At 62.9% G+C, this 13228-nt stretch carries 10 protein-coding genes; 8 read left to right on the top strand and 2 right to left on the bottom strand.

What is annotated here, in order from left to right:
- Window positions 1-48: 48 nt before the first annotated feature.
- Together ATY77_RS21990 and folD are read left to right on the top strand one after the other, a co-directional pair.
- Window positions 49-1797 (top strand): succinoglycan biosynthesis protein exop, encoded by a 1749-nt coding sequence (locus ATY77_RS21990; protein WP_088688836.1) that lies wholly within the window; start codon window positions 49-51, stop codon window positions 1795-1797.
- Window positions 1798-1917: 120 nt separating this feature from the next.
- Complete coding sequence (gene folD, locus ATY77_RS21985) at window positions 1918-2817, top strand: bifunctional methylenetetrahydrofolate dehydrogenase/methenyltetrahydrofolate cyclohydrolase FolD (protein WP_088688835.1); 900 nt, start codon at window positions 1918-1920, stop codon at window positions 2815-2817.
- Window positions 2818-2947: 130 nt separating this feature from the next.
- On the opposite strand, the gene ATY77_RS21980 is transcribed toward folD, so the two are convergent.
- Complete coding sequence (locus tag ATY77_RS21980; RefSeq protein ID WP_088688834.1) at window positions 2948-3976, bottom strand: substrate-binding domain-containing protein; 1029 nt, start codon at window positions 3974-3976, stop codon at window positions 2948-2950.
- 295 nt (window positions 3977-4271) lie between these two features.
- Between ATY77_RS21980 and ATY77_RS21975 the strand changes: the two genes are divergently transcribed.
- From ATY77_RS21975 to ATY77_RS21950, 6 genes are all read left to right on the top strand, one after another.
- The gene (locus tag ATY77_RS21975) at window positions 4272-5633 is read left to right on the top strand and encodes an ABC transporter substrate-binding protein (RefSeq protein ID WP_088688833.1); all 1362 of its coding nucleotides are present in this window, start codon (window positions 4272-4274) and stop codon (window positions 5631-5633) included.
- A gap of 182 nt (window positions 5634-5815) precedes the next feature.
- Window positions 5816-6829 (top strand): sugar ABC transporter permease, encoded by a 1014-nt coding sequence (locus ATY77_RS21970; protein ID WP_088688832.1) that lies wholly within the window; start codon window positions 5816-5818, stop codon window positions 6827-6829.
- Window position 6830: 1 nt separating this feature from the next.
- Window positions 6831-7994: a carbohydrate ABC transporter permease gene (locus ATY77_RS21965; RefSeq protein ID WP_088688831.1), complete on the top strand. Its 1164-nt coding sequence runs from the start codon at window positions 6831-6833 to the stop codon at window positions 7992-7994.
- A gap of 34 nt (window positions 7995-8028) precedes the next feature.
- On the top strand, window positions 8029-9681 hold the full coding sequence (locus ATY77_RS21960) for an alpha-glucosidase (RefSeq protein WP_088688830.1): 1653 nt from the start codon (window positions 8029-8031) through the stop codon (window positions 9679-9681).
- A 21-nt stretch (window positions 9682-9702) separates the two neighbouring features.
- The gene (ugpC, locus tag ATY77_RS21955) at window positions 9703-10791 is read left to right on the top strand and encodes a sn-glycerol-3-phosphate ABC transporter ATP-binding protein UgpC (RefSeq protein ID WP_088688829.1); all 1089 of its coding nucleotides are present in this window, start codon (window positions 9703-9705) and stop codon (window positions 10789-10791) included.
- A gap of 176 nt (window positions 10792-10967) precedes the next feature.
- Window positions 10968-11321, top strand: coding sequence for a hypothetical protein (locus ATY77_RS21950; protein WP_020920408.1), 354 nt, complete (start codon window positions 10968-10970; stop codon window positions 11319-11321).
- Window positions 11322-11402: 81 nt separating this feature from the next.
- Here ATY77_RS21950 and edd read toward each other — a convergent pair whose 3' ends face one another.
- Window positions 11403-13223: a phosphogluconate dehydratase gene (gene edd / locus ATY77_RS21945; protein WP_088688828.1), complete on the bottom strand. Its 1821-nt coding sequence runs from the start codon at window positions 13221-13223 to the stop codon at window positions 11403-11405.
- Between the last annotated feature and the right edge of the window lie 5 nt (window positions 13224-13228).

Here is a 13228-nt window from a genome sequence, read left to right as displayed (position 1 = left end):
TCGTGCGGATGAGCGAACTCGGCCATCATGTGCATGAGATGTGGCGCAATGTACGATATCAGGGCGAGAAGCAGCTTCCACGATCGCGCCGCCGCGGGCCGGCGCGCCGCCGACGATCTTTATCGATCGCCCGGATCGAACGGGCCGGCTGTCGCGCCGCCTGAGGCGGAATTGCTGCGCGCCATCGGCCGCGCCCTCGAGGAGCAACGCGCAAGGGCAGCGCGCACGGCGCCGCTGGTCGACCGCATCGAAACCATTCTCGGCAATCGCCTGCGTGCCGCCAACGATGTCGGCCATCATCTTCCGTCGGGGCCTGCGCGCCATGACGCGCTGGCCGGCGAGCCGATGATCTCAATCGAACCGCCTGCTGAAATTTATCAAGAACCGGCCGAACTGCGCGCCACAGCGCCGCAACGCCGCGGGGGACGCTTTGGTCTGGCGGTGATGCTCGCCGCCGCAACGGCTCTCGGTGCAGGCCTGCCGGCGCTGATGCCGGCTCCCCCGGCGCTCTACCGTGCCGAGACGACGCTTGCGATAAAGACGGATGCCGCAAGCCGCGCCGCCTTCACCGAGGCTGCCGCAAAGGGGCTGCTGTCGGCACGGACGGTTTCTTCGACGGTCGCCGCCCTGAAGCTCGATCACGATCCCGAGTTTGCCGGCTCCAGCGCCAATGCGCTCGGCGTCGCACTCGATCTCCTGTCGGCCACGGGCGCTGCCGCCGATCCTGCCTCCCGGGCCGAGGCCGCGCTGAAGCACGCGGTCGAGATCCTGCCCGATGCGGCGGCCGGCACGATCCTCGTGAGGGTGACGACCGGCGACGGCGGCAAATCCACGCGCATCGCCGCAAGGCTTGCCGAAGCCGCCGGCGGCGACGGGCGAAGCGGCAACGCGGAGACCGATGCCGCCTTGCGCAAGGCCTATGACGATGCCAAGGCCGAGCTTGCCACCTTCACGGCAAAAAGCGGCGAAGGCAATGTCAAGGTGGCGATCGACCTCCGCCGTCAGATCGACGGGCTCGATGCCGATCTGAAAGAGGCTGAGCAGAACATCCTGACAGCGAAGGCGCAGGCCGATCGGCTGAAGGCCGCAAAGCTTGCCGAAGTGCTCGCCGGTTCGTTGCCCTCCGATATGCTTTCGCCGGCGCTGCAGGACTTGCGCGACAAATATGCCGTGGCCAAGACGACGCTGGCGCAGCTTTCCGCCGAGCTTGGCCCGCGCCATCCGCGCCTGCTGCAGCAGCAGACCGAAGCCGATGGTCTGAAGGAGAATATGAGCAAGGAGCTCACCCGTCTTGCCCAGGCCGCCAACACGGCCGCCAAGGCCGCTGTCGATGCCCGCAAGGCCCTGAATGACCGCCGCAACACGCTGATCGCCCAGAGCCGGGATACGGGCGTCGATTTGCCACGCCTGACCGAGCTGCGAGAAAAGGCGAATGCCGCGCGCTCGCGTCTGGAGGAGGCAACGTCCGCAGCGACGGGAACGGCCGCCGATGGTCGCATCGTTCTCCTGAAGCCGGCGTTCGCGACCGCAGTGTCGCGAACCGATGGTCTGACCTTCCGCTTGCTGGTCGGTGCCGCGGCGGGCCTTGCGATAGGCCTTGGCGCGGCATTCCTGCTGTGGCGCCGTAGGCCAGCCGTCGATCCCGCACGGGAGGATCAGCCGGTGTCCCGGCCGCACGCCGCGCCGTCGGTGCCCGTGCAGTCCTCTGCGCCGGTCGATGAAATGGACGTACTGCGCTCCGAGATCTCCGGCCTGCGCGACCGGCTTCGTATTCATGCGCGCGAAGCGCAGCACTGAACGAACATTTCCTTGCAAGTTTGATATTGCCTTGCCTCTTTCGGACAGGATAGGGCGTTAGCGGGCAATTGGCGCCCGCCGAACATCCATAGATTGGCGCGAAACAAGGCGGAGAGACGCGTGACGACAGTAATCGATGGCAAGAACGTAGCTGCATCCGTGATTCAGACGGTCAAGAGTGCAACGTCGGCGCTGGAAAAAAGCAGCGGCGTGACCACCGGTCTTGCGGTCATCATCGTCGGCGACGATCCGGCAAGCCATGCTTATGTCGGCTCCAAGAGCCGCATGGCCAAGGAATGCGGCTTCAAATCCGTCCAGCACACGCTGCCGGCCGAGACCAGCCAGGAGGAGCTCGCAGCCCTCGTCGCCACGCTCAACACCGATCCGTCGATCCATGGCATTCTGGTGCAACTGCCGCTGCCGAAGCCACTCGACAGCGAGCCGATCATCCAGTCGATCCTGCCGGAAAAGGACGTCGACGGCCTGAGCGTCGTCAATGCCGGCAAGCTCGCCACGGGCGATCTGAAGACCGGATTGGTTTCCTGCACGCCGGCCGGCGCCATGGTCTTCGTCCGCCGCACCCATGGCGAGGACCTCTCCGGCCTCAACGCCGTGGTCATCGGCCGCTCCAATCTGTTCGGCAAGCCGATGGCGCAATTGCTGCTCAACGCCAATGCGACGGTGACGATCGCTCACTCCAGGACCAAGAACCTCGCCGAGGTCTGCCGCAACGCCGATATTCTGGTTGCCGCCGTCGGCCGGCCGGAGATGGTCAAAGCGGATTGGGTCAAGCCGGGCGCGACGGTCATCGACGTAGGCATCAACCGCGTGGCCGCTCCCGACAAGGGCGAGGGCAAGACCCGGCTCGTCGGCGACGTTGCCTTCCTCGAAGTCTCCGAAGTCGCGAGCACCATTACCCCGGTTCCCGGCGGCGTCGGCCCGATGACCATCGCCATGCTGATGGCCAATACGGTCATCGCCGCCCATCGCGCCGCGGGGCAGACGCCGCCGCAGTTCTGATTAAAGCATGTCGCGCAAAAGTGTGCGGCGGTTTTGCCAGGCAAAGCGCTAAGCGCTTTTGCCGCAAACGACATGCGTAAAAGCAAAGGGCTAAAGCGCGAGGAGCGAATCTGAAAGATCGCGACGCGCTTTAGAGCTGCTGCGGGGCAGGGCCGGTCGAAGCCCTGACGATCAGCTCGGTCTTCCAGAGCTCCTGGTCGGGGAAGGGCCCGGCCTGCTTCACGGTGCCGATCAGCCGCTGGGCGATGCGCGCGCCCGCCGCCCGCAACGAAGAGCGTGTCGTCGTCAGCGGCACCGAGAAGCTCTCGGGCTTTAAGAGCGGCAGCACGTCGTCGTGGGCGATCAGAGAGATATCCTCGCCGAGGCGCAGTCCCGCTTGGTTGACCGCGCGGATCGCACCGAGCGCCAGCACCGTGCTGGAGCAGAGGATGGCGGTTGGCCGGTTCGGCAGTTGCAGGAACCGCTCCATCGCCAAGAGGCCCTGTTCGTCGGTCATCAAAGCATGGCTCATGCAGTCCTCGTCGAGGGTGAGGCCGCGTTCGGCAAGGGCTGATATGACGCCGTTCTTCCTGCGAATGGCGAAATCCAGATGCATCGGCCCGTTCATCAGCGCAAAGCGCGTATGGCCAAGCTGCAGCAACAGCCGCGTTGCATCGTAAAACGCTCCCTCATTGTCGATGTCGAGGAAGGGATAGTCCGGCTCGGATCCGAAAGAGCGGCCGTGCACGACATAGGGCATGGAGAGCGATTTCAGCATGGGAATGCGCGGATCGTGGCCGCGCATATAGGCGACGAACAACGCATCGACATTGCCGCTGATCGCAAGGCGCCGCAGCGCCGCCACCTCGTCATCGGGGTCGGACGGCATGATGACGAAATGGAAGTCGTGGCGGACGGACTCCTCGCCGAGGCCGGCCAGGAATTCGCCGAAATGCACGTCGGATTGATGGCCGGGCGCCGTCGGCATGACGAGACCGATCGAACCTGCCTTGCCGGTCGCAAGCCGCTGCGCCGCCTTGTTCGGCCGGTATCCGGTTTCCTTGACAGCTTGGAGCACGCGCTCCCGGGTCGCTTCGTTGACCTCGGGATAGCCGTTGAGCGCTCTGCTCACCGTCGTCTGCGACAGCCCCAGCAATTGCGATAGCTGTTTGAGATTCACCTGCTATGCTTCCTCCCGGCCCGCTCTGGCGCCGTCTGAAAAGGCGGGCCACCTCCCCGCGGCATCCAAAGCGCTTTCAATTATGTAGCATTTAGTGTGCTTGACTCAAGAAAAATCGCTCCATATTCCCCAATTGACGCAGCGTGGCTGCGCAATCCGCATGCCTATGGCGAGTTTTCGCAAAATGACTTGACTCCGTTCCACCGAAAATGGAATGAGTTGGTTGTCAAAGCGCTTTGAAATTTCCCTTTGAAGGAATTTGGCGCGGTTGGGATTGTGATGGGAGGTTGATCACATGAAGAAGACGTTTTTGATGGGCGTTGCCGTGGCGGCGCTTTTTGCTGGTGCTGCGTCCGCGGCCGATCTGAAATTTGCGCCCGGGCAGGATGCCAAGTTCAACTGGAAGAGCTATGACGAATTCAAGGCTGCCCATGCCGATCTGAAGGGCCAGCCGCTGACGATCTTCGGGCCGTGGCGCGGCGAGGACGAGGCGTTCTTCATGAGCGTTCTCGCCTATTTCACCGAAGCGACCGGCATCGAAGCCAAATACTCCTCGTCCGAAAACTACGAACAGCAGATCGTCATCGACACCCAGGCAGGCTCGCCGCCGAACATCGCCATTCTGCCGCAGCCGGGCCTTCTTGCCGATCTCGCCGGCAAGGGTTTCCTGACGCCGCTCGGCGACGACAATTCCAAGTGGATCAAGGATAATTACGGCGCCGGCGACAGCTGGGTCGGTTACGGCACCTACAAGGGCAAGGACGGCAAGGAATCCTTCTATGCCTTCCCCTACAAGGCCGATGTGAAGTCGCTCGTCTGGTATGTACCGGAGAATTTCGAGGAAGCCGGCTACAAGATTCCGACGACCATGGAAGAGCTGCACGCCCTGACCGATCAGATCGTCAAGGACGGCGGGGTTCCCTGGTGCATCGGCCTCGGTTCCGGCGGCGCCACCGGCTGGCCGGCGACCGACTGGGTCGAAGACATCATGCTGCGCATGCAGCCGCCGGAAGCCTACGACAAGTGGACGACGAACGAGCTGAAATTCACCGATCCGGCCGTCGTTGCCGCGATCGACGAATTCGGCAAGTTTGCCAAGAATGAGAAATACGTCGATGGCGGTGTCGCGGCTGTGGCCTCGACCGACTTCCGCGACAGCCCGAAGGGCCTCTTCGCCGTTCCGCCGAAGTGCTACATGCACCACCAGGCCTCGTTCATCCCGTCCTTCTTCCCGGAGGGCACGAAGCTCGGCCAGGATGCCGACTTCTTCTACATGCCGACCTATGCGTCGCATCCCGAACTCGGCAAGCCGGTTCTGGGCGCCGGCACGCTCGTCTCGATCGCCAAGGACTCGAAGGCCGCCCGCGCCTTCATCGACTTCCTCAAGACGCCGATCGCGCATGAGGTCTGGATGGCGCAGTCGAGCTTCCTGACGCCTTACAAGGGTGTCAGCACCGAGGCTTACGCCAATCCGCAGATGAAGAAGGAAGGAGAGATTCTGACCTCCGCCACCACCTTCCGCTTCGACGGTTCCGACCTGATGCCGGGCAAGATCGGCGCCGGCGCCTTCTGGACGGGCATGGTCGATTTCGTCGGCGGCAAGTCCGCAGAAGAGGCCGCTGGCGAAATCCAGAGCGCCTGGGACGGCATCAAGTAATCTTCCGGAATTATGCCGCCGGCTTGCCGGCGGCATGGTCTGCATGAGTGGCCGGATTCAAAAGAGTCCGGCCATCCGAGGATACTGTGGTCAAGTGGGGCAGGCTTATTGACGATGACCGGCGCTGACCCGTCAGAATAAACCGGTCGGAATAAGATCAGGGGAAGCAGGGGAGGGACGTAATGCTGTCGCAGATAGTGTCCGCTTTGGGCGTCGTGGTCGTCGCCGTTTTCGCGTGCTCGGCCTATTTCTATTTTTCGAACAAGATCCTGGACCTGGCGCTGCCGGTAAAGGACGGTGACATTCGCACCGCATCGCGCAATCTCAATCGCCGTGCAGTCATCCGGCCGTGGCTGTTTCTCGGCCCGGCGCTCTTCTTGCTCTTCGTTTATCTCGTCTATCCCGTCGTCGCGACCTTCATCCTGTCCTTCTACGATCGCGCCGGCCTGCAGTTCGTCGGCCTCGCCAATTACAAATGGGCGATCGGCGACCGCGAATTCCGTCAGTCGATCTTCAACAACATCCTCTGGCTCGCCGTCGTGCCGGCCGCCTGCACCTTCTTCGGCCTCGTCATCGCCGTGATGACCGACCGCATCTGGTGGGGCAATATCGCCAAGAGCATCGTCTTCATGCCGATGGCGATCTCCTTCGTCGGCGCCTCGGTCATCTGGAAATTCATTTATGAATATCGCGGCGGCAACGATGTCCAGATCGGCCTGCTGAATGCCATCGTCCAGCTGTTCGGCGGCACGCCTGAAGTGTGGATCTCGGTTCCCTTCTGGAACAATTTCTTCCTGATGGTCATCCTGATCTGGATTCAGACCGGGTTCGCCATGGTCATCCTGTCGGCCGCTCTGCGCGGCATTCCCGAGGAGACGATCGAGGCCGCCGTCATCGACGGCGCCAATGGCTGGCAGATCTTCTGGCGCATTATGGTGCCGCAGGTCTGGGGCACCATCGCCGTCGTCTGGACGACGATCACCATCCTCGTCCTCAAGGTCTTCGACATCGTGCTGACCATGACCAACGGCCAATGGCAGACGATGGTGCTGGCGAACCTGATGTTCGACTGGATGTTCCGCGGCGGCGGCGATTCCGGCCGAAGCGCCGTCATCGCCATCATCATCATGCTCGCCGTCACGCCGATCATGATCTGGAACGTGCGCCGTGCCAACCGCGAACTGAAGGGCCATTGAGATGACCGCTGTCGGAAGCTACTTCAAGATCGGCCCCGCCCGGCTCTTCGTTCACCTTGCGGTTCTCTTGATCGTCATCGTCTGGCTCATCCCGACGCTCGGCATCTTCGTCAGCGCGCTGCGCGACAAGGACCAGATCGTCGTGTCCGGCTGGTGGACGTCCTTCGTCGGCTCGACGCAGACCGTTGCAGTGCGCCTGGGCACGCCTGACCAGCAACAGCAGGAAGGCGCCAACTACGTCATTTCGGGCAATGTGCTGGAAGGACAGACCGGCCGTTCCGTGAAAGCCTTCGGCAACCGCGTGCAGCAGCCGGCCGCCTACGATGCCGGCACGACCGCCGATCTCGGCGACGGCGAAACGCTGCAGATCAACAGCGACGGCAGCTATCGCTACATGAAGAACGCCGCCTTTTCGCCTGACGAGCGGCCGCGGCGCATCTACGTTTCCGTCTCGGCGCCGCCCGAATTCACGACGCAGAACTACAATACGGTTCTGAGAGGCGAAGGCATCGGCCAATCCTTCATCAATTCGCTGACGGTGACGATCCCGGCGACGATCATCCCGATCCTGATTGCCGCCTTCGCCGCCTATGCCTTGAGCTGGATGGAGTTTCCCGGCCGGGCGCTGCTGATTGCGCTCGTCGTCGGCCTCATCGTCGTGCCGCTGCAGATGTCGCTGATCCCGCTGCTGCGTCTCTATAACGAAGTCGGCAACATGCTCGGCCAGCCGTCGAAGACCTATCCCGGCATCTGGCTTGCCCATACCGCCTTCGGCATGCCGCTCGCCATCTTTCTCCTGCGGGCCTATATCGCCGGCCTGCCGAAGGAGATCATCGAATCCGCCCGCGTCGACGGCGCGAGCGATTTCGAGATCTTCACCCGCATCGTTTTGCCTTTGTCCTTCCCGGCGCTCGCCTCCTTCGCCATCTTCCAGTTCCTGTGGGTGTGGAACGACCTGCTCGTCGCCATGGTCTTCCTCGGCACCGACAAGGACCACATCGTGCTGACCGGCAGCCTGAACGCGCTGCTCGGCTCGCGCGGCGGCAACTGGGAGATTTTGACGGCGTCAGCCTTCGTCACCATCGTCGTGCCGCTGCTCGTCTTCTTCGGGCTGCAGCGTTATCTGGTGCGCGGTCTGCTGGCGGGCTCGGTCAAGGGAGGCTGATCATTCCCGAACGTGACTTCAGACAGGATATTCCATGAACGTGGCTCCCCAATCGATCTTGACCGCCGATAAGGACTGGTGGCGCGGCGCGGTGATCTATCAGATCTACCCGCGTTCCTACCAGGATTCGAACGGCGACGGCATCGGCGACCTGAAGGGCATCACCGCCCGCCTGCCGCATGTGGCAAGCCTCGGCGCCGATGCGATCTGGATCTCGCCCTTCTTCACCTCGCCGATGCGGGATTTCGGCTACGACGTTTCCGATTATGAGAACGTCGATTCGATTTTCGGCACGCTGGTGGATTTCGACACGCTGATATCGGAAGCCCATCGCCTCGGCATCCGGGTGATGATCGACCTCGTCATCTCCCACAGCTCGGATCAGCACCCCTGGTTCGTCCAGAGCCGCTCCAGCAAGACCAACGCCAAGGCCGACTGGTATGTCTGGGCCGATGCCAAGCCGGACGGCACGCCGCCGAACAATTGGCTCTCGATCTTCGGTGGCTCGGCATGGGCGTGGGATCCGACGCGCATGCAATATTACCTGCATAATTTCCTGACCTCGCAGCCGGACATGAACCTGCATAATCCCGAGGTGCAGGACCGTCTGCTCGACGTCGTACGCTTCTGGCTCAACCGAGGCGTCGACGGCTTCCGCCTCGACACCATCAATTTCTATTTCCACGACCCGCTCCTGCGCGACAACCCGGCGCTTGCCCCCGAAAGGCGCAACGCCTCGACCGCGCCGGCGGTCAATCCCTATAATTTCCAGGAGCATATCTACGACAAGAACCGCCCGGAGAATCTTGCCTTCCTCAAGCGCTTCCGCGCCGTTCTCGAGGAATACCCGGCGATTGCCGCCGTCGGCGAGGTGGGCGATAGCCAGCGCGGGCTGGAAATCGTCGGCGAATACACGTCCGGCAACGACAAGATGCACATGTGCTACGCCTTCGAATTCCTGGCGCCCGATCCGCTGACGCCGGAGCGCGTCGAGGAGGTGATGCGGGATTTCGAAGCCGCCGCACCCGATGGCTGGGCCTGCTGGGCCTTCTCCAACCACGACGTCGTGCGCCATGTCAGCCGCTGGGGCGGACTGGTTGCCGATCACGACGCTTTCGCCAAGCTCTATGCCTCGCTGCTTTTGACGCTGCGCGGCTCGGTCTGCCTCTATCAGGGCGAGGAACTGGCGCTGACGGAGGCCGATCTCGCCTATCAGGATCTGCAGGATCCCTACGGCATCCAGTTCTGGCCGGAATTCAAGGGCCGCGACGGCTGCCGCACGCCGATGGTCTGGGACAGCCACGTCGCCCAGGGCGGCTTCTCAACCGTCAAGCCCTGGCTGCCGGTGCCGGTCGAACACATCCTGCGCGCCGTCAACGTCCAGCAGGGCGACGAGACTTCCGTGCTCGAGCACTACCGCCGCTTCATCGCCTTCCGCAAGCTTCACCCGGCCTTTGCCAAGGGCGAGATCGAATTCGAGGAGGTGCAGGGCGAGACTCTGGTCTTCACCCGCGAATATGGCGATGAGAAGCTGCTCTGCATCTTCAACATGAGCCCGGCCGAAACGGGCGTCACGCTGCCTGCCGGTGAATGGCAGGCATTGACGGGCCATGGCTTTACCAGCAACAACTATGGCGACAAGATCGATATTCCGGCCTGGGGGGCGTATTTCGCCCGTCTCGCCTAAGGATCAGGAGGGGAGAGAGAAATGACTGGACTGACGCTGAAGGATATTCGCAAATCCTACGGTTCCGTGGACGTTCTCCACGGCATCGACCTCGATATCAAGCAAGGCGAATTCATCGTCTTCGTCGGTCCGTCCGGCTGCGGCAAATCCACGCTTCTGCGCATGATCGCCGGTCTCGAGGCGATCACCGGCGGCGAGATGTATATCGACGGCCAGCTCGTCAACGACGTGCCGCCCTCCAAGCGCGGCATCGCCATGGTCTTCCAGTCCTACGCGCTCTACCCGCACATGACCGTCTACGACAACATGGCCTTCGGCATGAAGATCGCCGGCGAAAGCAAGCAGGAGATCGACCGCCGCGTCCGTGCGGCGGCCGAGAGCCTACAGCTGACCAAATATCTCGACCGCCTGCCGAAGGCGCTTTCCGGCGGCCAGCGCCAGCGCGTGGCGATTGGCCGCGCCATCTGCCGCGATCCGAAGGTCTTCCTGTTCGACGAGCCGCTGTCGAACCTCGATGCCGCGCTGCGCGTCGCGACCCGCATCGAGATCGCCCGCCTCAACGAGCAGATGGCCGATACGACGATGATCTACGTCACCCACGATCAGGTCGAGGCGATGACACTCGCCGACCGCATCGTCGTCCTCTCCGCCGGCAATATCGAGCAGGTCGGCGCGCCGCTGGAGCTTTACGAGCGCCCCGCCAACCTCTTCGTCGCGAAATTCATCGGTTCGCCGGCCATGAACATCATCCCCGCGACGATCACTGCAACCGGCAATGAGACGACCGTGACGCTGACCGGCGGCATGTCGGTGACGCTCGATATCGCGACCGACACCTCCGAGAAGGGCAAGCAGGCGAGCTTCGGCGTCCGTCCCGAGGATCTGAGGATCGCCGACGGCGCCGACTATGTTTTCGAGGGCGAGGTCTCGATCGTCGAGGCGCTCGGCGAAGTGACGCTGCTTTACATCGAAGGTCTTGTCCCCGGCGAGCCGATCGTCGTCAAGCTGCCCGGCATCTACGATGTCCACAAGGGCCAGAAGATGCGGTTTGCCGCCGACCGGCAGAAACTGCATCTCTTCGACGCGAGCGGCCACACTTACAGGAAATGAGCGAGCCATTTTTGGGGTAATAATCCCGGGAATTATACTTGGCGGAGCGAATTATCACTTTCTGTTAAAGATCGGCTGCTACCTTTTCCCAGTCAATTTATGAGGGGGATAAGCACGTGGCCGCTTCCAATCCGTCACAGCCAAAGTCTCATTTCCTGAGCAAGGAAGAATCCTTCATGTATGACCGCGAAGCGCGGTTCAAAATGGAGGACACAATGAATGCCGCGCGCATCGAATATACGGAAAAGGGCGTCATGCACGCGGCGTCGCGCCGCTGCGACATCGTCCGTATTTCGATGAGTAGCGCGACGCTCGCCATTCTGACCCAGTTCAGCCTGCCGAAGCAGTTCTATCTGGATATTCCGGATGCGCGCATCACCAAGGTCGGCTGCCTGCTGATGAAGGTGAATGCCAACAACACGATCGAAGTCCGTTTCCTGCGCCTGTTGACGCAGAAGGAGCTGAACAAGATCTTCGTCTACAGCACGCACCCGGCGCACAAGGATTACGTCCTCGATATCCGCGCCTGACGGACAGCCGGACTGACAATAAAGAAAACCCGCGGGACGCTTCGCGCCTCGCGGGTTTTTGCTTGTTTGCGTTGGTCGCGTTCAGTGGAAGAGAACGCTGGCCCCCTGATCCGAGGCGCCGACGGCGCGGCGGAACGGCGCGAAGAGCTCGCGGCCCATGCCGAATTCATTGTCGGAGAGATCGACGGTCACCGGTTCGCGCTCGGCCATGTCGGCCGCATCGACCAGCACTTCCAGCGTTCCCTTGATCGCGTCCAGGCGAATGATGTCGCCGTTCTTGATGCGGGCGATCGGGCCGCCATCGACCGCTTCCGGGGTGACGTGGATCGCCGCCGGCACCTTGCCGGATGCGCCGGACATGCGCCCGTCGGTCAGAAGCGCCACGCGGAAGCCGCGGTCCTGCAGCACGCCGAGCGGCGGCGTCAGCTTGTGCAGTTCCGGCATGCCGTTCGCCTTCGGTCCCTGGAAGCGCACGACCGCGACGAAATCGCGGTTGAGCTTGCCTTCCTTGAAGGCGTCCTGCAGTTCCTGCTGGCTGTGGAAGACGATCGCCGGCGCCTCGATGACATGGCGCTCCGGCTTGACGGCGGAGATCTTGATGACCGCCTTGCCGAGATTGCCGCGCAGCATCTTCAATCCGCCATTCGCCTGGAAAGGCGTCTCGATGCTGGAGAGCACCTTCGGATCATGGCTCTTTTCCGGCGACGGCTCGCGGAGCACGGTGCTGTTTTCGCCGAGACGGGCATCGACCGTATAGGCTTCTAGACCCTGGCCAAAGACCGTGCGCACGTCGTCATGCACCAGGCCTTGCTTCAGGAGCTCCTTGATGAGGAAGCCCATGCCGCCGGCCGCCTGGAAATGGTTCACGTCGGCAAGTCCGTTCGGATAGACGCGCGCAAGCAGCGGCACGACTTCCGAAAGCTCGGCGATGTCCTGCCAGGTGAGCTGGATGCCGGCTGCCCGCGCCATGGCGACGAGGTGCAGCGTGTGGTTGGTCGAACCGCCGGTCGCATGCAGGCCGACGACGCCGTTGACGATCGAGCGCTCGTCGATCATCTCGCCCGCCGGCGTGAACTCGTTGCCGAGCGCGGTGATCGCCAGCGCCCGCTTGGCGGCTTCGCGCGTCAGCGCTTCGCGCAGCGGCGTGCCGGGATTGATGAAGGAGGAGCCCGGCATGTGGAAGCCCATGATCTCCATCAGCATCTGGTTGGAATTGGCCGTGCCGTAAAAGGTGCAGGTGCCGGGGCCGTGATAGGATTTCGATTCCGCCTCCAGGAGCTCGGCGCGGCCGACCTTGCCCTCGGCAAAAAGCTGGCGCACGCGCGACTTCTCGTCGTTGGGCAGGCCCGTCGTCATCGGACCGGCCGGAACGAAGATCGACGGCAGATGCCCGAAGGAGAGGGCGGCGATGACGAGGCCCGGCACGATCTTGTCGCAGACGCCGAGAAAGAGGGCGGCATCGAACATGTTGTGCGAGAGGCCGACGCCGGCGGCCATGGCGATCAGGTCGCGCGAGAAGAGCGAGAGCTCCATGCCCGGCTGCCCCTGGGTGACGCCGTCGCACATGGCGGGCACGCCGCCGGCCACCTGGGCGACGCCGCCGGCCTCGGCGGCCGCCTCGCGGATGATCGCGGGGTAGGTCTCGAACGGCTGATGGGCCGAGAGCATATCGTTATAGGCGGTGATGATGCCGAGATTGGGAATGCGGTCGCCGGCGAGCGCGTCCTTCTCGGCGGGGGAACAGACTGCGAAGCCATGGGCGAGATTGGCGCAGCCGAGTACCGAGCGCTGGACACCTTGGGACGCTGCGGCGCGCAGGCGTTCCAGATAGCGCTCGCGGGTCGGCTTCGAGCGTTCGACAATACGGTTCGTGATCGCAGCAATGCGTGCGTGAGCGGACATGGAAA

The organism is Rhizobium sp. R634 (assembly GCF_002211305.1).
Classification (GTDB): domain Bacteria; phylum Pseudomonadota; class Alphaproteobacteria; order Rhizobiales; family Rhizobiaceae; genus Rhizobium.
The sequence above is the reverse complement of the archived record's forward strand: the minus strand, read 5'-3'. Positions and strand labels throughout refer to the sequence as shown.

Excerpts from the sequence above, each read along its gene's own strand:
- ATY77_RS21970 (WP_088688832.1), top strand. The coding sequence starts at position 5,816 with ATGCTGTCGCAGATAGTGTCCGCTTTGGGCGTCGTGGTCGTCGCCGTT.
- ugpC (WP_088688829.1), top strand. The coding sequence starts at position 9,703 with ATGACTGGACTGACGCTGAAGGATATTCGCAAATCCTACGGTTCCGTG.
- edd (WP_088688828.1), bottom strand. The coding sequence starts at position 13,223 with ATGTCCGCTCACGCACGCATTGCTGCGATCACGAACCGTATTGTCGAA.
- ATY77_RS21950 (WP_020920408.1), top strand. The coding sequence starts at position 10,968 with ATGTATGACCGCGAAGCGCGGTTCAAAATGGAGGACACAATGAATGCC.
- ATY77_RS21960 (WP_088688830.1), top strand. The coding sequence starts at position 8,029 with ATGAACGTGGCTCCCCAATCGATCTTGACCGCCGATAAGGACTGGTGG.
- ATY77_RS21975 (WP_088688833.1), top strand. The coding sequence starts at position 4,272 with ATGAAGAAGACGTTTTTGATGGGCGTTGCCGTGGCGGCGCTTTTTGCT.
- ATY77_RS21965 (WP_088688831.1), top strand. The coding sequence starts at position 6,831 with ATGACCGCTGTCGGAAGCTACTTCAAGATCGGCCCCGCCCGGCTCTTC.
- ATY77_RS21990 (WP_088688836.1), top strand. The coding sequence starts at position 49 with ATGTACGATATCAGGGCGAGAAGCAGCTTCCACGATCGCGCCGCCGCG.